Origin of the sequence: Cognaticolwellia mytili (assembly GCF_002104475.1) — a bacterium.
In the GTDB taxonomy this organism is placed as follows: domain Bacteria; phylum Pseudomonadota; class Gammaproteobacteria; order Enterobacterales; family Alteromonadaceae; genus Cognaticolwellia; species Cognaticolwellia mytili.
In genome coordinates, this window is sequence record NZ_NBOF01000004.1 from 113,219 (window position 1) to 136,572 (window position 23,354).

The window sequence follows — 23,354 nt, forward strand, 5'->3', positions numbered from 1 at the left end:
AAATAAAGTTAATCAAAACGAGAAATAATGAAAGGTGGCAATAACCACCTTTTTGCTTTCGTAATCACGATATTGAATTTAATCATTTTAGTTTAAAAAAACAGGATACAAAGAGAACACCAGTAAAGCGGCCATTGAGCCATTGAATATTCTTAAGCGCTTTTTGTTGGTGAGAAAAACTTGCATTTTTTGGCCTAAAACTACCCAGCTACTGATACAAGGAAAGTTAACTAAACCAAATACTAGTGAAACAAAGAGTACTGCACCTAAGTTTTTTGTTGGTGCGTAAACACTAATAGCTGTTAGCGCCATAGTCCATGCTTTAGGGTTCACCCATTGAAACATGGCGGCTTGCACAAAAGTAAAAGGCTTAGCATTGCTGTTGTCTGTTTCAATTGATGAATTAGACATAGCTATTTTTCCAGCCAAATGCAGCAGGTAAACAATGCTTAGTACTTTTAATATTTGATAACTTATTGGGAAAATATCAAATAACTGCATAATACCTAAACCTACTAACGCCACCATCACTGTAAAACCAATTCCGACACCTAATGCGTGTGGCAAGGTTCGTTTAAAGCCATAATTTGCACCAGAGTTCATTAACATCAAGTTGTTCGGGCCAGGTGTTATAGATGAGACAAAAGCGAAAATGGCTAAGGCCGTTAGTATTTCAGCGTTCATAAAGTTCATCCTTTATTGCAGTAAGTGTTGAACAAGTATAAATTGATTTCTACACAAGAACCGTGCAAGTTGTTGGTATAATAAATCTAAATGGACAACAAATGACTAAGTTAGATAGATATAACCGTGAAATATTGCGTGAACTTAAAATTAATGGCCGAATTGCTAATTCAGAGTTGGCGGAAAAGATAGGCTTGTCGCCATCTGCATGTTTACGTCGCGTGCAAGAATTAGAAAATAGTGGCTTGATCAAAGGCTACCGTGCTGTTTTAGATGCAGACTTGCTAGGTATTAACTTTATTGCCTACATAAGTATCGGCCTAGGAGAGCATTCTACCGAGTCGCAGCAAGCATTCGAAAAGGCGATTAATATTGCTGATGAAGTAAAAGAATGCCACAACATGACTGGCGCATTTGAGTATTTATTGCGTATTGAAACCAAAGATATTAAATCTTTTAAAGCCTTTCATGCCAATGTACTTGGCGCCATTCCACAAGTTCGAACCATTACAACTCACGTGGTAATGGACTCACCAAAAGATGAAAGAATGTAACTTTTGCTTACTATGTTTCATATCAATTCGTTCAAATTTAGTCAGTAATCAAGTAAACTGCGGGTCATCTGCTACTAAATAGTTACACTCATTTATGTCGAATAAATCTATTCTAATTACTGGTTGCTCATCAGGCATTGGCTTACACGCCGCACTTACCTTGTCTGCACGCGGGTATCAGGTATTTGCCACGGCGCGTAAAGAACAAGATGTGGCAATGCTGCAAGAAAAGGGACTAACAGCATACTTGCTTGATGTTACCAAAACAGAAAGTATTGCAGACACACTTGCCAAGGTACTTGAACAAACAGACGGGCAGTTAGACTTCTTATTTAATAACGGTGCATACGGACAACCCGGCGCGCTAGAAGATTTATCGACCGAAGCACTAAAAGCGCAATTTGACACTAATGTTTTTGGCTGGCATGAACTAACCAAGCAGGTTATTCCCGTGATGAGACAACAGGGGCATGGCCGTATTATTCAATGTAGCTCTGTTTTAGGTTTTGTTTCTATGGCTTACCGTGGCGCTTATAATGCTTCAAAATATGCCATAGAAGGGTTAACCGATACATTACGACTAGAATTAAAGTTGGCAAATATTGATGTTGTGCTTTTACAACCAGGGCCTATTAATACACAGTTTCGTGCTAATGCCTTAGCAGCATTTCAGCAAAACATTGATATCGATGCTAGCGCACATAAAAAAGAGTATCAGCAACAAATTGAGCGCTTAAGTAGTGGAAAATCAAACGCTGCTTTCACGCTAGAGCCCTTAGATGTTACTAAAGCACTTATTCATGCATTAGAAAGTAAACGACCCCAGTTGCGTTATCGCATTACCACGCCTACGAAAATTTTTGCAGTATTTAAGCGTATTTTACCAGCGCGTTGGTTAGATTTTATGCTGGCAAAAGGTTAGTTATTTTTTATAAACTTTAGCAATATAGGCATTATTCTATATGTCTATGTTGTCCCATTCTTACTTGTTAGTCTGCACATTTAAATTCCAGTTAAATTAATGCTGTTAATTTTATAAAAAACCACTAATATACAAATCGTAATACGAACGATTATTAATAAATAAGTGAATTTAAATGGAACTTACCGTTTTTTTAACCTGGATTGCCTGTCTTTTAAGTTATTCCGCCTCTGTAAATCAAAAATTGTTTGATAAACCGCTCAACAAGCGCTTCGCCTGGGCTGGTTTTATTATTTTAGTCAGTGTTGCCTTGTTGTCAGCATTGCAGTGGCATATCGCTGTAACAGCATCGTTTTATGTTCTTGCGTTGGTGATGGCATTTTGGGGGATTGTTATTTTTATGCATGGCCATATCAGTAATAAAAAATTTCCCTCAGCTATTACTGCCGTGATGTTTTTATCAGTATTAGTCAGTGCTGGAGGGCAATATGCTGCATAAAACACTGGTGGCTATTTTGGCGGGTTGTCTGTTCTCTATCTCAATTATGCTTAACCTCAATTACCTTTTGCCGTTAAATATTGATCAGAAGTTGATTATTGGTTTATTAGTGGCTTTTCCTATGTGGGCGATTGCTATGGTGATGAGTTATTCATCGAAATCTGCGAAACAAGCGTGGAAACGATGTGGTTATCCGTTAGTGGTATCTACGTTTATTAACGTTTTTTACTTTATGGCTTAAGCAATGAAAAAACATACTTTAACAAATTTAACAGACGCACATGGCTGGATTGGCATTATCATCTCCAGCTTACTTTTTACTATTTTTTTTGCGGGCTCTGTTAGCCTTTTCCGTGATGAAATTTTTCAATGGTCGGTACAACCAACACAAGCAGTTGAACAAGGTGAAATATTATCAGTAAGTGAAATTATGCAATTGGCGATAGCGGGTCGCCCGTTTAATGCCAAAGAACATTTAACCATAATTCCACCTTCAGAAGAAAACCCTTACTATCAGGCATATGTAGACTTAATCGAGGAAGAAGCAGGGCGAGAGTATATCGGTTTGCTGATGGATCCTGTTAGCGGAAAAGTAGTAGGTGAGATTGACCAGTTTATTTTAGCTGAATTCATTTATCATCTTCATCGTGATCTAAATATTCCCTATGGTGTTTACCTGCTTGGCTTTGTTACGTTATTTTTCTTTTTCATGCTGTTATCAGGTATTTTGATCCACGCGAGAAAGTTAATCGGCAACTTCTTTCAGTATCGAACTCAGTCGAATTCGCGTAGTAAACTGCTAGATATGCACAATGTTATTGGCACTATTAGTTTACCGTTTACTTTAATGTATGCACTCAGTGGCCTAATTTTTAATTTGGTGATTATTTACCAAATAGCTTTTGCGGTTATTTTGTATAAAGGTGATCAAGACGCCTTGCTAAAGGATGCAGGTGTACGCAGTGTTGAAGTTGAATGGCAGAGTCAGCCGTATCAATATCAGAATATTGATCAATTAGTTGAGCGATATAGCCTTGAGTTTGGCCATATGCCAGTAGTCATTCGTATGTATAATTATGGCGATAAAAGTACAGCCATGCACCTAATAGGCCTAGTTGACGGTATGTTTGCGCAACGTTATGAAGTGGCACTTAACCTAATTGATGACTCGATCATTTTTAAAGATGATGCAGAGCAACATAGTGAAGTCCGTCACGGTATAGATACTTTAAGCGAATTGCACTTTGGCGGTTTTGCGGGCTTAGACTTACGCTTTATTTACTTCATCTTAGGCATTGCGGTTTGTGCGTTGATTGTTACAGGTAATATGCTATGGATTGAGAAGCGCCAGAAACGCCTGAAAGCGTCACAACGTTCAGTGAAAATTGTCACCCATACTACCTTAATCAGCACGTTAGGTGTTGGGTTAGCGTGTTGCGTAGCCTTTTTAGCTGAACGACTATTACCCGTTACATTAGTAAACCGTGCCGACTATGTTATTTATGCTTTTGTGGCTTGCCTAGTATTGTCTGCAATTGTCGCCGTTTTTGTTAAAAAACAAACCTTACTCGTTGGTAGCTTTGCGCTGGCCAGTGCGGTGTTGTTACTAACAATATTAAGTGATTGGATGATGTACGCTAAAAATCTGCAATTACTTTGGCAAGCTGGTGAATTAACAGCCTTTGGCACGCAAGCAGGGCTTGGCTTTGTTGCTACGTTCTTTGCTGTCGTTGCTTATAAGTTGACCAATAAAAAACGTTCAAGCCGAACAGAAATTAATAGCAAGAGCAGTAGTGATAACGAGCTCGCTCCTGCATAAAAAAGTTCGGTAAATATAATCACGATAAAGAAGGGACACTTCATCGTGATTATTTATACTTGCATATAAACTTTACACTCCAATACTTCTTTTGAAACCTCACCGTACTCTCCATTGTTATTTTTAGGTACGTGATAGAACTCGACCGTTAGGTGCTTCTGCAGACAAAGCATAATGTACGAAAGATGCGCAAATCAGAAGTTAGAATTCCGTTATATCTAATGCTTATTCTAAGTTGTAACTGCCATCGAGCTTTGATCTTTAAACACGATTTATTCAAAACTGCTGGCTAATAGCTTGTTCATTTTAGGAAAAAATCTAAGCAATAAAATACAAAAATAAAAAACTATCGCTAAGTTTGCATTAATTGATTCTTTGTTAAATACTGTCTTATATTGTTACATAGAATATAACCACATAAAATATAAGGAATAATATGAAGGCAAAACTTTTTAGCCTAACACTTTTTTCAACGATAATTTTTACTACTTGTACTCAAGCTGCTGAGAATGCAAAACATATCCCCGGAGTATTTATTGGTGCTACGCATATTGAAAGTGAAACTGAATTCACTTTTGGATTTGAGTATGAATATAAGTTAAATAAACAATGGGGTGTAGGCGCAGTTTTTGAGCGTACAAATAAAGCACATCACAATGATGGTGTTGCTGTGGCATTAGCATCAATTTATTACCATCCAACGAAAAACATTCGTTTAGGGGCAGGTATAGGGCAAGAAAGAATTGGTGGTGGACATCCGCATGAAGAAGATTTATATCGAATTAGCGCCGCTTATGACTTTCATGTGAAAGATTTTGGCATTGCACCTACAATTGCTGTTGATTTTGTCGATGATGAAGAAGCTATTGTTTTTGGCATTGCCTTCACTAGACCTTTTTAAACGCAATAAATAAGATAATTTTAATGAATAGACATGGATGTTTTTCTCTCGCTTAATTTTGTAAATTCACCGGTAGGAACATTACATGCTCTCTAGATTAAAAATCACACAAAAGGTTTACCTGTTAGGTGTTACCCAATTAGTATTAATGCTTGCGATGGGGCTAATATCCCTTTCTCAAATGAACAAAATTGGTAATGAATTGGTTGATATTGCGGAAAATGACATTCCTTTATCCAATAGAATTACAAAAATTGCAGAGCACCAATTAGAGCAAACTATTCTATTTGAACGTTCTTTGTTAAAAGCAAACTTAAAAGAAAGCAATATTTCAGGTGCCTCACAGGAGTTTACAAAACTAACAAGTGAGCTTACAACGTTAAGTAAAAAAATTAATAACGAATTTAGTGAAACACTGAGCTTCATTAATAGCTCCGTCAACACATTACACTCCACTCAAGCAAAGGAAACTTATCGGCGTTTAGAGACTAAATTAAAAGAAACAAACGCTGAATTTACAGCACTAACGCTAGAGATTAATGAAGTATTATCTCGTACTGAGCAGTACAAAATTACAGAGCTATATAGCGATATAAAAAAAATAGGAGTGCATGAAGATAAAGTTGAACACAGCATTATAGAAATATTGGATAGCATTCAAAAATTCACCTTAGAAGCAGCATTAAAAGCTGAACACGATGAATTGGCAGGTATAAAGCTTATTAGCTATCTGTTTATCTGTGCACTAGTTATAGGTGCGGTATTGCCCACAATTATAAGCCGCTCAATCACAATTCCTATCAATAAGCTACAAAAAGGGCTTGTAGAAGTTAGTGAGGGTGATGGTGACTTAAGTTTTAAGCTCAATGAGAAAGGTAGGGATGAAACGGCTAAAGTTGCTATGGCCTTTAACAATTTTCTATCAACACTAAAAAGTACAATTCAAGAGACTAACCAGCAAGCAAGCGCATTAGGTGGTTCGTCAGATATAGCAACTCAGATAATGCAAGACACGCTAATTAACATTGAAGCACAGCAATTAGAAACTGAAATGGTATCTACTGCGGTTGAGGAAATGAGCAGTACAACCATAGATGTTGCTAATAATGCGCGTAGCGCTTCAAAAGTAACAGAAGATGTTCGCAAGAAAGTATTGCAAGGAAAAGCGGGCGCAAAAGAAACGCAAGATATTATTGAGCGTTTATCTCATGAAATAAATGATGCAGCAGTCGTTATTCAATCTTTAGTTTCTGAAACTAATAATATTGGTAGTGTTTTAGCTAATATTCAAGGTATAGCAGAGCAAACAAACTTACTGGCATTGAATGCCGCCATAGAAGCCGCTAGAGCAGGAGAAACTGGCCGAGGCTTTGCCGTTGTTGCCGATGAGGTAAGAACACTTGCACAACGAACACAAACCTCCACTGTCGACATTCAAAGCTTAGTTGAGCGATTACAAAGTGAAGCTAATAATGCTGTTAAAAGTATGGAAAAAGGCACTGATATTGCGGGGCAATGTTTAGCAAAAAGTGGTGAGACATTCACAATATTTGAAGATGCCTCTCAAGCCGTTGATGAAATCTCTGAATTGAATACCCATATAGCAACAGCGGCCAATGAGCAATCTCATGTTGCAGAAGAAGTTAACCAAAACCTTGTTAATATTACCGAAATAGCCAATAAAACTACTCAAGGTGCAAGAGATGCTTCAGAAGCTAATGGCAATATAGCAAAAAGCCTTGTAGAGCTTTATGAAAACCTGAATAGGTTTAAAGTGTAAGTATTTTATTTATTGCAAAGTACTTAAATAAAATTAACAGAGAATTTATTTGTTGTGACTAGTTTATGTTGGTCGTTTCGTTATATTTTCTAATCGCTAAGGAGCCGAAAACGTCATAAAATAACGTTTCCAATGTCGCTAGCGCTGAAGGAAGCGACAAGAGGGTGAAATTTAAGCAGGCATTCATTTTTAGTTACTTTGCTTCTGTTACTCACAAGTTAGCCAATATAAAAAGCGCTCAAATTGAAATTAATAGCAAGAGCAGTTGTGATACCGAATTCGCTCCTGCATAAAGAAGTTTGGTCAATATAATTACGATAAAGAAGGGACACTTCATCGTGATTATTTCTATAAAAGTATAAGGATTACAGGCCAATACCTCTTTTGAGATCTTACCGTATTCTCCATAGCTTTCTTTTTATGATGCATGAAAGGCACCTACTATTTCTTACATCTGCAAGCAAAGCATAGTGTTCAGCGTTGTACGCTAAGCAGAAGCTAGTAACTTGTTAATCCTAATACCTGTTGTAAACCATTGGAGTTTCGTTTTTTTTTGTACTCACGGTAAGCCGAAAGTAAACAATATTTTTATATAAAAACTGCTGGTAAAAGCGGTTTGTTTAATAACTAAACTTAGATGGCCTTGCGCAATCTTATTTCGTTTTAATTTAAAAAACTTTATAGGACATTGCAACTTTCCCTTTTTTAACCTTTATCATGTCAGTGGTATATTTTTCAGGCACTTCCATTACATAAGATAAATAAGGTTTCATACCGGGGAATGATGCATTGTCGGCATAAATTAATGCACCGTTGCTGAGCCTAGGCTCTAATAGTTTAAGTATTGGAAGATAGAGGTCGCTCCATCCATCAAGTATTAATACGTCAATATCATTTTCCAAATTAGCAAGCGTTTCTAACGCATCACCTTCTCTTAACTCTATATACTCAGTTAAATCGCATTGTTTAAAGTTTCTTTGTGCTACTTTGCACTTTTCAGGCAATAGCTCAGATGTAATGACTTTACCGCCAGTCTCTTTTGCCCCTGCTGCTAAATAAATTGTTGAAATACCGAAGGATGTACCGAATTCAACGATGCTCTTTGACTTATTTGAAACAATGTAATCATATAAAAATTCACCTTGATTCCTATCGAGAGGCAAATAAGCATTTTGACAATCTACAGGTTTCAGTTTTCGAAATAGAAATTTGAATATTAAAGGAAACATTTTTTTAAAGTCTTTTGAAGCATCACGATAAAGTGAGTCTAATGTATTCAAAATTAATGTATCTTTGATGTATTTCATATAATTACCTTAAACATTTTTAATGTACCTCTAGACTTATCTATACAAGTTCTAATATAGTTGACTTCGCTCAACTATAATTATGATTTCAAAATAGTTGATGCAAGTCAACTAAATTTTTAAGAAGGTTATATGAATCAATTTAAACTTGTCGAATCTATATTTAAATTTATGAAACAATTTCGTACACGATTGGATGAAGAGTTAGTATTGGCTGAAATTGATTTTTCGCCTGCTTTTATGAAAATTTTAAAAATGGTTGAAAAAATACCTGATTGTAACGCTCAAAAGATAACCTCAATATTTGAAAAAGATAAAGCGTTAATTACGAGAATTATTAAGGACATGGTAAGCCATGAGTTGCTTACACAAAACCGAGATAAAAAAGATAGCAGAGTCAAGATATTGTGCCTTACCGACAAAGGTATAGATACATTAAAAACATTTCGAATAATTGAAGATAAAATAGAGAAGTCAATGGTTTTGAATATTTCACCTGATGATTTAGAAATATTTGTAAATGTGTTAAATAAAATCAGAAATGAATTATCTTAAATGTATCTTAAATACCAAATTAAAACACAGACAAATACTTAGCATTAATGTCTACTAGGTAAGAGGACGGCCTTTAGTGGGAAAATATTCAATAACCGCTATGGTGGCTAAACGGGCTGTTTATTGTGATAAATTCTTGGAGGGATTAGGTCCATTTTTTGCTGTTGTTCGTTTCCATAGCGAAAAAGGCCGATGCTTTTTTTAATAGCTGATTGTCACTTTCTAATTGCTTAACTTGTCACTTTCTAATTGCTTAACTTGTTTTTCTAATGCTTGAATGCGTATATACTCTGGCGTTAATGCATTTGGTTTCGGTGCAACACCTTTTTATTTTTTGCGATACAAGCCCATCCAGCGTTGAATGGATGATAAGCCCACATCCATCGCTGTAGCAGCATCTTTATGTTTATAACTACTAACAATGACTAGCTCTGTACATTCACGTTTAAGTTCGCTTGATAATATTTTCTTTGGCACGTTGACCTCGTTATTTAAAGTAATAATATCTCTAACGAAGTCTCTAGTTAAACTGTACAGTTAATAATGTTAAAAGATGTTTCTTTGAAAACGAGTCGGCAGGTCACTTTAATGTTATTCGTCGCAGTTAGCGTACCGAGTATCGTAAATTTTGATGAACACTAAATCAATCGATACTTTCAATGAGTATCGACAACATGAAATGTTACATTCAAGAATGAATTAATTTTTTCATTTTGCGTATCTTGTTAAAATACATGAATAACAAAACATGATGGTGTAATGGATCAACCGCTTAAAAATTGGTTTACGCAGGAAAAAATCTCTAAAGTCATCTGGCAATCAACCTTGCCGATGTTTGGTGCGATTTTAGCGCTTCTTGCATACGATTTATTAGAATCAAGCTTGCTAGCCTTTAATGGCGAACAAGCGTTAACGGCACTTGGCTTTACGTTGCCAATTACCACGGCAATTACCGCTATTGCTATTGGTATGAGCGTTATCACTAATAATAAAGTGGTTAAGTATGCTTGCTTGCACAGTAATAAATTGGCTAAAACAGTGGTTATTTCCTTGTTACAAGCCAGCTTCTTTACGCTGATACTTGCGATCATTTTTTATTCGGCTAACGAACAGTTACTGGCGTTACTGGGCAATCGTACTTGGTCATCAGGACATATTGGAGATCCGCTAATTGAGATAATTCATAGTCAAATGAATTATCTTGATGCGCGTTATTTTAGTTGGGTTTTTCTGGCGATTATTTGGCAAGTTAATGCTATTTTTCGAGCTTTAGGCAATTCTAAACTTGCTAGCCGTATTATGATGTCTTGGTTAGCTGTCAAAAGTGCTTTAGCGGTATTACTACTTACGCCAGAAAGTGGTTATTATCTCGAAAATTTGGACGGGCTAGCGGTGGTTCATAGCAGTGTTGATAGTCTATTTTTCGTTATCTCAATATTACTTTTACATAAGAATCTTAATCTAGTTTGGCCTTCATTTAGTGAACTACTCCGAGCAATATTTTCTACCAAATTGAATAGCGTTGTTATTGTATTGCAGCAGCTTATTACGCCTTTAAGTATTGCATTGCTGACGATCATTGCTGCCAAAATTAGTTACTCCTACGTTGCGGCATTTGCTTTTATCTTTCGAATGGAGTCGATATTCCTTTTATTACCTATGATGCTTACAACGACAATGCCAAGCATTATCGGCATGAATTATTGGTTGGGGCATTTCAACCGCGTTAAGCAGGCATATTATATTGCCTTTATCTCGGTTGCTGTTGTTCAATTGCTAGTGGCAACTTTATTATTAATAAATAACAATATGTTGTCTTATTTTATCTGCCCAGAAGGGGAGGTTGCGGAGTTATTGACTATTTATTTAACTTGGGTTCCTTTTGGCTATATTGGTGCCGGCATCGCTATTGTTTACCAGTCGTGTTTGAACGCTGAAGGCAAACCTTTGCAAGCGTGCTCTGTCGGTATTATGCACCGCTTGGTGTTGTTATTACCATTTGCCTTTGTTGGTGGACTTATTTCAACAGACTCAAGTTTGTTTCAAGCACTTATGATTGGTCACTTTACTGCGGCAATTTACGTTATTTATCTCTTTAAAAAAAGAAAGGTCAGTATTCAAAAGCAGGCGCAAGAATCAGCGGTACCAGCGCTACTTAATCAATCTCAAAATGGTAATTTAGGAGAACAATTATGAAAATAAAATCAGCAATTTTAAGTTTAACTATATTAACGGCTTTAACGAGTACAGTGGCGGTAAGTCATGATACTAGTGATAGCGCCTTTGCAAAAGCGTTGCAGTCAGAGCAAAGATCTCAAGCGGATCGTGAGCGAGATGCTGGCCGTATGCCTGAAAAAGTAATGGAGTTTTTTGGCATTAAGCCAGGTATGACAGTGCTGGAAGTACTTTCAAGTGGTGGGTACTATACCGAAGTTTTGTCACATCGTGTTGGTCATAAAGGCAATGTTATTGCGCAAAACAATAACTTTATTCTAGAAGTTTTTGATGGCCGATTTGCAAAAGAGTTTGATAAAAGAACGGCTAAGCAAAGGTTACCGAATGTTAAGCATTATAAAAAAGAATTTGGAGAGTTTGATTTAAATAATGAAGTGGATGTAGTGACTGTGGTGCTAAATTATCATGATCTTTATTCTGCTGCTTCAAAAGAAAAGCGTATGAAAATATTAGCTCAGTTGAAAAAAGCACTAAAACCCGGTGGTGTACTAGGTTTAATTGATATGCAATCAACTGCTAAGGATCATGATCCTAAGCTGCATCGTGTCAATGAAATGTATGTGAAGCAAGAATTAGCAGAAGCGGGCTTTGAACTTGACTCAGAAGCTGCATTTCTTAGAAACCCAAATGATGATTACACTAAAGTGGTTTTTGATCCGACAGTACGCGGTAAAACAGATAGATTTGTTTTGCGCTTTAGAAAACCTGTTTAATACTAGCCTTAAATTAATAGGCTTAGCTGTACTGATGGGAAAGTGGACTTTATTGCAACATGGTACTTTGAGAACCTTGACGTAGGTACAGGTGAGCAAGAAATAATGGCGATAAAAGCAGGAGAACGTATTGATTTTGAATTGCGTTTTATTAAGCCATTTGAAGCCAATGAACCTGCTTTTATGACAACAACCCGTATTGCTGAAAATAAGACTAAAGTGACTCGGGGCTTTAGTGGTCATATGGATTATCCAATGAATATCATGTTTTTATTTCTCGACTTTGAACAAATGATAGGCGATGACTTGCAAACAGTCTTAAATAACTTAAAAGTGATTCTAGATAAGCAATAACTTGGGATCAAATCACGTTGAAGTCCTGAAACTTGCTCTTTGAAGTAATACGAAGATATAACTCTCGCAGCATTAGGAGCTGTTAAGCTTTATTTCTATTCTCAGTAATAGGCTGACTTTAGTGCTAGTAAAGCACAATGAACGAGGTTTACTTGTTCTAAATAAGTGAAATTCTAATGCAGCTAGGGTTAAAATGAGCCATGCGCAAGCGCAGAGACTAAAGTTGTCTTACTTTATATTGAAAGTAGCTGATTTAGATGACTAAAGTACGCTACTTCACCTTAATTAAGTTGACTTTATCTATCAGTTGAATTGTTAAACAAAGATCAATAGCCCCTAAACTTAGCTATATTTCCTCAAAGCGACTAGAGGGTGGTTTTTGTCATGGTATGGCTTCATTTTTGTGTAAATCTTCAAGTCTAAAATGAGCTAGTTCTCCCCAGTCGCATTGACTTATTTCAGTAAGCCATAGTGGAGCTTGCCCTTGTTGGTAAGCTTGCTTAGGTAACTCAATGTTTACATTAAGTTCTTTGGCAAAATGTTTTAGTAATGAAAGCTGCAATTTTCGATCTTCGATGTTGTACAAGCTTTTTTCGAGCTGTAATAGCATGTGTTTGTTGAGTGTTAGCCCTTGTCTGGTTTTAAAGACAGTTTTTAGCCAAAATAGGGTGCTTTTTCTTGTCTCATTAGGAAAGGCCTCTGTTAATCTAGTAATCGAAGGGGATAATCGTTGATAGTTCTGCTGCTGGTTTCGAATTAAAAAAATTTGTAGTAAGTTTATGCCACTAAGAACATTGCCTGAACGGTTTGAATTAAGTTGATACATGGCAAGCGCATTACGAAAGTAAGATTCTGCCATAATAATATTATCGCTCTCTAAAGCTAAAACGCCTAAATTGTTTTCAATTGTTGCTAGCAATGTGGTTATATTTTTATCTTTCGCAATATGTTTTGCTAAATTATAGGCCTTAATAGCGTTTTCGTTTTGGTCTAAATGTCTAGAAACAATAGCAAGGCTTGTCAGTAATTTCACTTTTTTGTTATCAGATTTATTATGCGTAAGAGCACAAAGTAAGGTTTGTCTAGCCTGTTTTAAATAACCTGATTTTCTTAACCAAATTCCAACGCCACTTAATATTGACACTATTTGATGCTCAAACTCAGCTGAGGATTTATGTGCCAATAGCTGTTTGATTGAAGACTCAATAAGAGGCAAGTTATTGAGTGAAACTGCAGCCCTTATGATAGTAATATGCCAGCGAAAAAATTGTGACTCTGATAACAGAGAGAGGTCGGACTTAATTGATAACATTGCTAGAGATTTTGATGGCTTTACCGATAAATAATCTTCAGCTTCTAATAAAACCAAAGAAAGTTGCCTTTCATTGGCCGTATCACTCGCTTGTACTACAGTGATAAAGAAAAGCACGATGATTAAAATTATCTTTGGCAAGCTCAGTGTCCTATATCAAAAGTATTTGATCCGTTATTACTGTAATCAACGTAATGAAAATCCTTTTTATTGGAGCACTGTCAATAGGCTCTTTTTGTTAGCTCATCTCCCTTGTACCTTCATTTTATAATGATAGCAGTCGTCGATGTTCTTTCACAGAAAGTACATAATATATATGACTCAAACTTGAGTTAGACAAATTTCATTTTATGTCGCTCGAAGATTATCTTTTATTTCAACTCATCATTCATACTGATAACTTATGAGTTAGACTATAATTAACTAGTGAAGAAAATAAAGGTGGTTAGACCACTATTTACATTTTTATTTAAGGTTTTATAATTAAGGGTCAACCTTTAAAATTGAACAATAATTGTATTTTGAAGAAAAATTTATTCATTCCAGAGGTGTCTATGTACAACCTACCATTAACAATAAAACAAAAAATAATAATGGGGTTTACCACGATAGGGATTTTATTAGTTGCAGGAAGCATCTTTTTTTATAACTCACTAACACAAATCAGCACAGCCAATAGTAATGTAGAACGTTTAGCGGTACCTGTGCAAAAGCAAAGTAGCGCTTTGCAGATTAAACTACTAAACATGATTAAAGTTGGGGCGCTGGGCTTTACCCAACAAAGCATGCCAAACTTAGTGAAAAGTGAGCAAGAATACAAACAACTGAATCAAGAATTTAAATCTGCAGTTGCAGTGCTTCGCAGCAAAGTGATGGATCAGCCAAAAATGTTAAAGGCCTTGAAACAGGCTCAAATACATTATCAGGAATATGTTGCGCAAAGTGAGCAATTTTATTTAGCGAAGAAAAACGTTGCTTCTGCGAATGATGCATTTACTGAACACTATCAATTGTTTATAGATAGTCGTGATCAAGCCAGTAATTATATGCTCGATCTTGAACTTATAGAGCTCCCTGGAAATACTCAATTACTTGACGATATTATTGGTAATGGTGCTCGTATTGACGATATGTTGTATACCTTAAAAAACACCATGTCGGGCTTGAATCAAGTTTTTGAACTCGATACTTTGGCACAGCATCAAGAAGATGTTGGTTTTTTATTAGCGAATGCTAAAAACAACTTTGATTTTATGCAACAGCTATTTGAAAGTATTGATGATAAGTCCTTATTAGATGACTTTGCTAAGCAATACGTTATTTTAACTGAGTTGCTGGTAGAGCCAGGACAACTTTATCAACAAAAACAGCAGAGCATTGATGATGCTATTAACGCCAATATCGCTTACAACAATTCAGTTAACAGCTTTAATGCTAGCTACCATCAGCTAACTTTACTACTGTCATTAGCTGAAGCACGGTTTGATGAGTTGCAATTAATGACCAAAGATAAAGTTGAAACAGGTGAGAGTCTAGCTGTTTATATGGTTGTAGTATTTTTGGTATTAGCAGCATTTATTGGTGTAATGACGACGAGAGCAATGTTGGGTCCTTTAGCTAAAGCGAACTCATCGCTTGCATTGATAGCACAAGGTGATTTAACACGTAGGTTAACTATTGAAAACCAAGATGAGTTTGGTGACTTGTTTAAAAACATTAACAAACTCAGTGATGATTTAACCTCATTGTTGAAAAACATAAGTCAGAATTCTTATTCACTTGATGAGTCAGCAAAGATTACGAGTGAACAGAGTCACCGTATTGCTGAATCTACGTCTGCACAAATAACTCGAGTAGATGGTGCAAAGGAAATAGCAGAGAAAATGTTTGCTAGTTCTACTAGTGTTACCGATGAAGCTAATTTAACTGCTAATAACGTATCTGAGGCTTCGAAGCATAGTTTTGAAGTTCGTTCTATTGCTGATGATAATAGTAACAGAATAGTTTCACTGTCGGATCGCTTGAGCGAGTCGGTTGATGTTATGGCGCGATTGAGTAAACACAGTGATAGCATTGGCGGCATTCTAGATACCATTGGTAGTATTGCGGACCAAACCAATTTGTTAGCGTTAAATGCTGCGATTGAAGCGGCGAGGGCAGGAGAGCATGGTCGAGGATTTGCAGTCGTTGCGGATGAAGTGAGATCGCTAGCATCTCGCACTCAAGCGTCAACTGCGGAAATTCAGCATATGATTGATTCCTTGCAAAAAGAAACACAAATGGCGGAACTAGCTATTTCTCAAGGACAAAGCCAAGCGGCTGAATGCGTCTCGCAAAGCCAAGAGTTGAGTAACGCTATTAAGCAAATTGAAAGTGCATTGCATACCATTGATGAAATGAGTAAAAGCATTAGTATCGCTTCTAACGAGCAGCTTGGTTTTAGTCAAGATATTGAAGCTACAATGAGTGAGGCAGCTGAAGCGGCTACACACAATGCCGCAGAATCACAAGACCTCTCAAATCGCAGTGAAGATGTTAATAGATTAGCTGACTCGCTAACGGCTTCAGTAGCTAGGTTTAAACTGTAAGCATAGGCTATGCCTGAAAGAGTAATAAATTTGAAACTTATTACTCTTTTATTGCTCGCCTATTAACTGTTACTAGTTAATGTATAACCGTTCTCAGGCCGTTGGGTTTTGCTCCGGGTGAATTCAAAAGATGTCTCTCCATAAGGAAGTGTCTGCAGGCCTTAGAACAAAGTACTTTTAATCGAGTCGTGTAAGCTCATTATTTTTTGAAAACCAGCGTAATTCACAGTGTAGATTAAAGCGCCAATGGTGATAAGAACTGGTGATATGCTTATAACTTTACCTTTTTCTGCTAATAATTGTGTACATCGATGTGTGCATATATTAAGAAAATCCCGCAGTTTAGATGCTTTGTCCATAATGACATTAATATTATTTAAATTGGCTTGCACACTAATGTATTTTTCTGGTTTGACAACGTCTCTTTTTAAACCTGAAAACTCCCGTGTTGTAGAGAAAACATACTGTTGCTCTAGCGTAAAAAACTTTACTGATGTGTATGCCTGAGTTGATAGTAGGTTATTTTTAGCTATTAATTGATTATTAATTTACTCTTAAGTCGCTCTATAAATATTTATTGAGTAAGCAGGCAAATGCTTGTTAGCATTTAGCCAGCATTATTAATGCAGAGTAAGATTGTTTAATCTGAATTCAGGGTAAGCGCTGCTGTAGATATAAAGCTGGTAATGCCTTGAAATAATTATGTCTTTCATTATCATTATTTCGAGTTCAGGCTAGTTAAGATGTTTGTAAACTAAGATACAAAAAATGGCTCGAAGATATTGTTCCCCAAAGTAAAATACCAAACTAGTTTATTGTTAGTTCACTAGCTCTTTGTTATGGCTGACGTAGGTAAACTTCACTCCTGATTAAACCAATAGTCAGCCAAATAAAGAGAGTGCTCCCTGATATGTACGTTCAGGAGAAACATGTACTCTTGTTAAGTGTTTTCATCAAAGTTTAAAATACTATTTAAATTGCTATCTAATGCACTTTGCCAACCTTTACCTGGTACCGTACAAGTGTAGGTTAAGCTGTTATTCATCATTATTGCCAATGATTGTAATTGGCTTGAAGATAGTTCAGACTCTAATGCCGCGTCACTGCGATACAGCTTAGTTTTACTATTGAACAAATAGCCACGCTGTTTACCATTAATAACACCCAGCGCGATTAAATCGCATTCTGTTACCTCACCACCAAGAATTTTTGAGGTAAACGGTGTTTTTGCTCGCTGTTCGAGTAACGTCACACGTTTAAGCACGCTAGTTGATGATTGACTGCTTAAAGTAATTTGCTGGCCAACAATTGGCGCTAAATCATTATCAAACTCCATCATATAATCCACTAGACCTTGGCGAGTAGCTTCATCAGGAATACCAACTTCTCCTTGGTTAAAGTGACAGCCATAGCGTTCATCAGCGCCTTCTGGACATCCGGTTTCACCATTATCGAATACAGCACCTTTTAAGAAGTTTAATAACTGGTCTGTAGCGCCATCATGTAAGAAGCCAAAGCCTCGGATTTGGTCACCTTGATGTTGCTTAGTATGTGATGGTAAGAAGCCTTCTCGGTCAGGCAGGCCAAACATACCAACGCGAGTATATAAATTTCTTAATTGTGGCACTTTTAATATTTGAATTTCACCACCGTGAGCAATTTCGCCACGGGTTCCGTAGAAACCTTTACTGTGGTCAACGCCATGACAACCTTGACAATTTACGCCATCTGCAGAGCCACCATTAATTGGTGTGTCATTTTCAGCACCGTCAGAACGTCTTGCGCCATGAAAGAAGTCAGCGCCTTTTTGCGCCGAAGCTGAAAGGCTGTTATCAAAATTTCTAATCGGGTTGGGTGGCAAAGCAACTTTTAACATAAAGTTTGCAAAATCATCTATGTCATTTTCAAGGGCAATAACATCAGCGCTTTTATTGCTTACTTCAACAGATTTTGGCAGATCAATATCTAGGCCAAGTAGGCCCTCAAATGCGACAATAAAGTTTTTAAACGAAGTATGTTCATCAAGTGTTTGTGCTTTATCATTGCCAAAATAGCCAGTTGAGCGATCGCCACGCCAGTGCATATGACCATGGTTATGCATACCACGCATGGTTTGTGTACCCATAGGACCTTTCATAGAGGCAAATGTTCGTTTATCTCCATCACCGTTAATAATTTCAAGTAACTGACAGCTTTCGTCTTGGGGGCCTATTAATGTACAGCCCAGCTCAGATAGATTCTCGGTCGGAAATGGTTGTGGATTTTTACCGCTATTGGCGTCCGGATTACCTAAATTCCAACTTAGGTGATCGGTATCTCCAAAAATATGGCAACTAGCACAAGCGGATTCACCGTTTGAAGAGGATCGATTAGCGTCATATAACATTGTACGGCCGGCCATAAACTCTGCAGGCTCAGGCGTGTCCAATGCAATACGCTGACGCTCAACGTTATTAGTTAAGTCTATGGTGACGATGGCATTGTCGAAACGAGTAAAAACATATAAACGTTTTTTACTTTCATCAAGTAACAAACCTGCGGGACCGCCAGCTACGTTTAAATAGTTTTTACTTAGTACTTTAGGATCAAATTCAATTCTTTGACTATCCCAATAGCTATCTTGCTCTAATTGTTTTGTTGGCAATTTAGCTATTTTATTTGAGCCAATGATCGCGCTATACAGTGTCGAACCGTCAGCAGTTACCGCCATTTGTAAGGGGGTAGATAAACTATGTTGCTTAACTGCAGTATTACCTTTTAAATCACTGTAATCAATGTGACGATTTAAGTGACGCGGTTTAATACTATTTGTATTAGGGTTAATCACGGTAATACGACTTTGAGCTATATTTCCTTGCACCGTCGATTTTCCAAAACTGCCGTTGCCTTCAAATCGAGTATCATTGTTGGCATCAAGGTTACTAACATAAATATTGCCATTAGCTGGGTTAACGGCAAGATTAAATAATGTTGTTCCAACATGTTTAAAAGCTGATGTTTGCTCAAGGCTTTTGCTATCGATAGCAAATACGTCTAAATCAGGTAAGTTAAAGCGAATACCGTTAGAAAAATTTCGCCCTTTAGTATCAAGCCATTGACCGGAGTCGTTATCATATTTTACGATCATACTTGTCCATGGTTGTGGATCGCCATTAGCATTAATACCAGGTGCTGTTCTTCCGCCGGGCAAATAACCATTTTTAAGACCATTTGGGCTGCTAATTTTGTCAAGGACTTGGCAAGGATATGCACCATATTTGTCATCTTCAAAGCCATAACATAAAACGGACTCATGTACTGCCGTTGTTTGGTTTCCTGAATTTAAGACACCTGCGTAGACGGTAGATTTATCGGGGGTTACCGCTAATCCTCGCAAAGTATCACCGAATAAAGACATTATTTTTAGTGGTTTACCGCCTAAAGTATTGCCTTGCTCTGTTGCATCAAATACCCATATATCAGCTCGCCCTCGGCTAGCCTCATGTAGTTCTGGATCGCCAGCACCTTCAACATGAGACAAGCTTGGATACATTCGTTGTTGTCCACGGTGTGCGGTTGTTATAAAAGCTTTACTATCTGCAAAGACAATATCTCTAGGTTCATCACCAACGAGTAAAGTTCTAATTAACTTTGCTGGTCTTGTTGATATATCAACAAGACTAATTGAATCAGAAACATGGTTAACAACCCATGCAGTTTGATTATGGATAGCAACGGCGACAGGCTCTAATCCAACAGGTAATGATTGAATTAAATTAAGTTCCCCTTCCCTATTTGTTGAAAATATTTCTAGGCTGTTGTTCGAAGTATTAGTGACTAAAACTATGTTGCTATCATTTGAGTGCGCAATAGGTCGTACAGGCGCTGATTCAAAGCCTATGAAATCTGCTGATTGTTTTGGTGGCTTAACCGTTGGTGGTGTTGGCGGTATAGGGGACGTTGGTGGTGCTGTTGCAATTGGAGGCACAGGTGTTCTTATTGGCTCAGATTTGCTTATTGAACCACCACAAGCTGAAAGTATAGAAAGCGTGGTTATTAAAATTATTTTTTTCACTAAAAACTCCTAGTAAGCTATAAATTTTCATTTTGACAATTTACAGCTTATGTTGAAAGTTAATATATTGTCAAGATGACAATATTTATTTTGTAAGATATGATGGCTGCATCTATGAATGAAACACATAAAAGCAAGGAGACTCTTTATGGCACGCCCAAGTATGGCTGGTCAGCGAAAAGAAGAAATTTTGGATGCACTTGAAATTTGTATTTTAGAAAAAGGAATTCAAGCCACATCTTTAGAATATTTAGCTGAAACTGCAAAAATGAAACGTACTATTTTACGCCATTATATTGGTAATCGAGATGAAATAATTTGCGCCTTAAGTGCCAGGTGGACAGCAGCATATGCGCAACAATGGCAAGATACGTTAACTTGGCTACCAACCAATAATCGCGCTGATGCGCTGATAGATATATTGTTTTCCTCTCGCTCATCTGAACATATAAATAAAACTATTATTGGCGAAGCCTTATTTTCAGAAGCTAAACGATTGCCAGAGATTAAGCTTGACCAAGAAAAAATAATGGCAGAGTTTACCTCTCATTTAATTACAGAGTTAAGTAGCCAATATCCAAATGCCGTAGATGAAAAAGTGGAATTAGTGGCTGTTGGTGCCTATGCTAACTATTTAATGAGTGAATCTTTATTACCGCTAGCAATGATAGATGAAGTGATTACATTAAAGAAATCAACTCTACTTTTACTTTCTACACTCGCTTAGTTTTAAAACATAGTTGTTTGTCATATTGACAATCAACTATGTTTTCTGTATATTCTACGCATCTAAACGTATTTTATGAGTATTCTATGAGTTTATTTACTTCGATTCTAACCAGCATCATTATTGTACTAGCCGTGTGGTTTGGTGTGATTTATCAACCGACACCATCCTATGCAAAACCGATCGCATCATCTACGACTACAGAAGCCACTGAAAATAATGCGGCAAATGAATCGGTGTTATCTCAGGCGAAAGCTATCAGTGATAAGGCAAAAAGAAGTTTGAAAAATCAGGTAAATAATACACCTGTTAATAATATCGCTGGCGTTCAGCAGCATATGATGATTAGTGATGTTGGTAAGCTTTGGTCTCAATTTGATCGTAATCAATCACTACACTCAAAACTTAAGGATTACCCGTCAGCAATTTATGTTTTATATCGAAATATTTCGAAGGACTTTACAAATGCTGATATTACTATTGGCTACAGCGACCTTGAATTGAAAGCGTCAATGAGTATTACTATTGTACCTAACGGAAATTATCAAAATGTCATTTCAGGTAATGAGCTTTCCGCAATTCAGCTAGAAACAGCATGGAAAAAGTTAGATTTTAATCAAAATGTGGTAGCAGTTATTGAGCGTCATCAATTGAATAAAAGTGCTGATGTTATAAATGTCACTATGCAAGTTCTTTATAAGTAGGGGGGAGACATGGAAAGCTTATCGAATATTTTATCTACTGATTTTATCTATGGTTGGCAAGTATGGTTAGATGACTGGTTTCTTGTATTTGCCTTAGCGCTATTCGTTATTGAACTACTTAGATATACCATTAAGAAAAAAATGTCATGGAACCTATTGGGGGATAGTGTTGCCAACTACGCTACGTTAGCAATGTTTATTGTTATTGTTGCGTTAATAGCTGGGGTATATGCCGGTGTTTTCTTTTATGTTTATGACAATTTTCGATTGGTGGAATTGCCACTTACTGGTTGGACTATTTTAGCCTGTATTGTACTTGCTGATTTAGCTTATTACTGGGAGCATCGATTTTTACATATGAATGGTTTTGGTTGGGCAACACATACGGTTCATCATAGTTCGCCACACTTTAATATTTCAGTTGCCTATCGACATGGTCCAATGGATTGGTTTTTTCCATTATTCTTCTACTTGCCACTTGCGTTGCTAGGCTTTAACCCTGTTATTATATTTTTAGCTGAGGTTATTGTGCAAATTTATCAAACGTTATTACATACTGAAGCTGTGAAAAAATTACCTAAGCCAATAGAAGCTATTTTTAACACACCGTCACATCATCGTGTGCATCATGCAACAAATAAGCAATATTTAGATAAGAATTATGCTGGCATATTTATAATTTGGGACAAGATGTTTGGTAGCTTTGCTGAAGAAAAAGAAACGGTAAACTATGGCGTGTTTCCAAGGATTAACAGTGTTAACCCTCTGAAAGTTTTCTTTTCGGGTTATGGTAAGTTTATTCAGCGTTTATGGCATGCGCCATCGTGGTCGTATAGATGTAAATTGTTTTTCAAATCGCCGACGTGGGCATGGCAACAAGAGCAACAAGAAAAAAAGCAATAACAATTTGGCTTATGAGCTAAGTTTGTAAACCAGTAAAAATAAAGCCTCAATTAATCGTTGAGGCTTTATTTTTTTGAGCAGCTTAAAGACAAAATAATTTATCGTGGTGCGTTTGAGTAAGGGTCAAACGACTTATTGCTATTTGAGTTATCACTTGATGATTCACGAGAAGTTGCTTTACTATCATTACGCGATCTTTCAGGGCGATTATTTTCTCGATTACGCCCTTGGTTATATTCTTTTTTATGCTCAGGTTTACTGCGGTGAGTTTCTTTAAAGCTATCTTTGCTTAACGGTACAATAGCTTCACCTTTTACTAATACTTTTGGCTCTTTGGCTTTTATATGCAAAGGAATAATACGCTGACGTGGTGGAATTTCGAATTCATCTTCACCTGGCTCAGGTAAGTTCTTATAACTATATAAGTAGAAGCGTTCGAGTGTTTCTCTTGCCCACTCAGTTTTACGTAAAAACTTTAAGCTTGATATAACGCTGGGGTTATTTTTAAAACATTTTATTCGCGTGTACTCTGCCAAAATATCAAAGCCATAATGCGTTATTAGTTCATTTAGCAAAATGTCTAATTTTAATCCGTGTAAAGGGTTATTTAATTGTTCGTTTTCTTGACTCATTGTTGACTTAGTTTGGCTGAACTTGTCGATATTATACACCTAAATGCCAGTGTTATAAGCGTTGATTTTCTCTCAATGTTAAGTTGTTGTGAAAATTAAGCCTATAAAGCG

21 protein-coding genes are annotated in these 23,354 nt (G+C 36.7%); 15 read left to right on the plus strand and 6 right to left on the minus strand.

What is annotated here, in order from left to right; translation table 11 throughout:
• Window positions 1-87: 87 nt before the first annotated feature.
• Complete coding sequence (locus B7C41_RS14040; RefSeq protein WP_085299562.1) at window positions 88-684, minus strand: LysE family translocator; 597 nt, start codon at window positions 682-684, stop codon at window positions 88-90.
• 101 nt (window positions 685-785) lie between these two features.
• Between B7C41_RS14040 and B7C41_RS14045 the strand changes: the two genes are divergently transcribed.
• From B7C41_RS14045 to B7C41_RS14075, 7 genes are all read left to right on the plus strand, one after another.
• A complete protein-coding gene (locus tag B7C41_RS14045) occupies window positions 786-1,238 on the plus strand; it encodes an Lrp/AsnC family transcriptional regulator (protein WP_085299563.1) in 453 nt (150 codons plus the stop codon).
• Window positions 1,239-1,332: 94 nt separating this feature from the next.
• Window positions 1,333-2,160, plus strand: coding sequence for an SDR family oxidoreductase (locus B7C41_RS14050; RefSeq protein WP_085299564.1), 828 nt, complete (start codon window positions 1,333-1,335; stop codon window positions 2,158-2,160).
• Window positions 2,161-2,335: 175 nt separating this feature from the next.
• Window positions 2,336-2,659, plus strand: a complete 324-nt coding sequence (locus B7C41_RS14055; protein ID WP_085299565.1) for a hypothetical protein — start codon at window positions 2,336-2,338, stop codon at window positions 2,657-2,659.
• Window positions 2,649-2,900: a hypothetical protein gene (locus B7C41_RS14060; RefSeq protein ID WP_085299566.1), complete on the plus strand. Its 252-nt coding sequence runs from the start codon at window positions 2,649-2,651 to the stop codon at window positions 2,898-2,900. Before B7C41_RS14055 ends, B7C41_RS14060 begins: the two co-directional genes overlap by 11 nt.
• 3 nt (window positions 2,901-2,903) lie before the next feature.
• Entirely contained in the window at window positions 2,904-4,478 is a 1,575-nt protein-coding gene (locus tag B7C41_RS14065) for a PepSY-associated TM helix domain-containing protein (RefSeq protein WP_085299567.1), read from the plus strand.
• A gap of 436 nt (window positions 4,479-4,914) precedes the next feature.
• Entirely contained in the window at window positions 4,915-5,379 is a 465-nt protein-coding gene (locus B7C41_RS14070; RefSeq protein WP_085299568.1) for a hypothetical protein, read from the plus strand.
• An 85-nt stretch (window positions 5,380-5,464) separates the two neighbouring features.
• Window positions 5,465-7,159 (plus strand): methyl-accepting chemotaxis protein, encoded by a 1,695-nt coding sequence (locus B7C41_RS14075; protein WP_235839724.1) that lies wholly within the window; start codon window positions 5,465-5,467, stop codon window positions 7,157-7,159.
• Between the two features lie 668 nt (window positions 7,160-7,827).
• Here B7C41_RS14075 and B7C41_RS14080 read toward each other — a convergent pair.
• On the minus strand, window positions 7,828-8,466 hold the full coding sequence (locus B7C41_RS14080) for an O-methyltransferase (RefSeq protein WP_085299569.1): 639 nt from the start codon (window positions 8,464-8,466) through the stop codon (window positions 7,828-7,830).
• Window positions 8,467-8,598: 132 nt separating this feature from the next.
• Between B7C41_RS14080 and B7C41_RS14085 the strand changes: the two genes are divergently transcribed.
• The gene (locus B7C41_RS14085; RefSeq protein WP_085299570.1) at window positions 8,599-9,021 is read left to right on the plus strand and encodes a MarR family winged helix-turn-helix transcriptional regulator; all 423 of its coding nucleotides are present in this window, start codon (window positions 8,599-8,601) and stop codon (window positions 9,019-9,021) included.
• Window positions 9,022-9,348: 327 nt separating this feature from the next.
• Here B7C41_RS14085 and B7C41_RS20185 read toward each other — a convergent pair whose 3' ends face one another.
• Window positions 9,349-9,498: a hypothetical protein gene (locus tag B7C41_RS20185; protein WP_158089138.1), complete on the minus strand. Its 150-nt coding sequence runs from the start codon at window positions 9,496-9,498 to the stop codon at window positions 9,349-9,351.
• Window positions 9,499-9,780: 282 nt separating this feature from the next.
• Here B7C41_RS20185 and B7C41_RS14090 point away from each other — a divergent pair, with 282 nt between their 5' ends.
• From B7C41_RS14090 to B7C41_RS14100, 3 genes are read left to right on the plus strand one after another with little or no spacing between them, the layout of a single operon-like run.
• Complete coding sequence (locus B7C41_RS14090) at window positions 9,781-11,217, plus strand: MATE family efflux transporter (RefSeq protein WP_085299571.1); 1,437 nt, start codon at window positions 9,781-9,783, stop codon at window positions 11,215-11,217.
• The gene (locus B7C41_RS14095; protein WP_085299572.1) at window positions 11,214-11,969 is read left to right on the plus strand and encodes a class I SAM-dependent methyltransferase; all 756 of its coding nucleotides are present in this window, start codon (window positions 11,214-11,216) and stop codon (window positions 11,967-11,969) included. The genes B7C41_RS14090 and B7C41_RS14095 overlap by 4 nt, the downstream gene beginning before the upstream one ends.
• A gap of 42 nt (window positions 11,970-12,011) precedes the next feature.
• Window positions 12,012-12,323 carry an SRPBCC family protein gene (locus B7C41_RS14100; protein WP_085299573.1) on the plus strand — a complete coding sequence of 104 codons (312 nt, stop codon included), beginning with the start codon at window positions 12,012-12,014 and terminating at the stop codon, window positions 12,321-12,323.
• 382 nt (window positions 12,324-12,705) lie between these two features.
• Here B7C41_RS14100 and B7C41_RS14105 read toward each other — a convergent pair whose 3' ends face one another.
• Window positions 12,706-13,776 carry a hypothetical protein gene (locus B7C41_RS14105; protein ID WP_085299574.1) on the minus strand — a complete coding sequence of 357 codons (1,071 nt, stop codon included), beginning with the start codon at window positions 13,774-13,776 and terminating at the stop codon, window positions 12,706-12,708.
• A gap of 413 nt (window positions 13,777-14,189) precedes the next feature.
• On the opposite strand from B7C41_RS14105, the gene B7C41_RS14110 reads away from it, so the two are divergent.
• On the plus strand, window positions 14,190-16,223 hold the full coding sequence (locus B7C41_RS14110) for a methyl-accepting chemotaxis protein (RefSeq protein ID WP_085299575.1): 2,034 nt from the start codon (window positions 14,190-14,192) through the stop codon (window positions 16,221-16,223).
• Between the two features lie 940 nt (window positions 16,224-17,163).
• Here the strand turns inward: B7C41_RS14110 and B7C41_RS14115 are convergent.
• On the minus strand, window positions 17,164-20,277 hold the full coding sequence (locus B7C41_RS14115) for a YncE family protein (protein WP_211279534.1): 3,114 nt from the start codon (window positions 20,275-20,277) through the stop codon (window positions 17,164-17,166).
• Between the two features lie 148 nt (window positions 20,278-20,425).
• Between B7C41_RS14115 and B7C41_RS14120 the strand changes: the two genes are divergently transcribed.
• The 3 genes from B7C41_RS14120 (at window position 20,426) to B7C41_RS14130 (ending at window position 22,611) form a co-directional block, all read left to right on the plus strand.
• Window positions 20,426-21,004, plus strand: coding sequence for a TetR/AcrR family transcriptional regulator (locus tag B7C41_RS14120; protein WP_085299576.1), 579 nt, complete (start codon window positions 20,426-20,428; stop codon window positions 21,002-21,004).
• Window positions 21,005-21,090: 86 nt separating this feature from the next.
• Window positions 21,091-21,708, plus strand: coding sequence for a hypothetical protein (locus B7C41_RS14125; protein ID WP_085299577.1), 618 nt, complete (start codon window positions 21,091-21,093; stop codon window positions 21,706-21,708).
• Between the two features lie 9 nt (window positions 21,709-21,717).
• Window positions 21,718-22,611 (plus strand): sterol desaturase family protein, encoded by an 894-nt coding sequence (locus B7C41_RS14130; protein WP_085299578.1) that lies wholly within the window; start codon window positions 21,718-21,720, stop codon window positions 22,609-22,611.
• 98 nt (window positions 22,612-22,709) lie between these two features.
• Here B7C41_RS14130 and B7C41_RS14135 read toward each other — a convergent pair whose 3' ends face one another.
• Window positions 22,710-23,243 carry a VF530 family protein gene (locus B7C41_RS14135; RefSeq protein ID WP_143764403.1) on the minus strand — a complete coding sequence of 178 codons (534 nt, stop codon included), beginning with the start codon at window positions 23,241-23,243 and terminating at the stop codon, window positions 22,710-22,712.
• Between the last annotated feature and the right edge of the window lie 111 nt (window positions 23,244-23,354).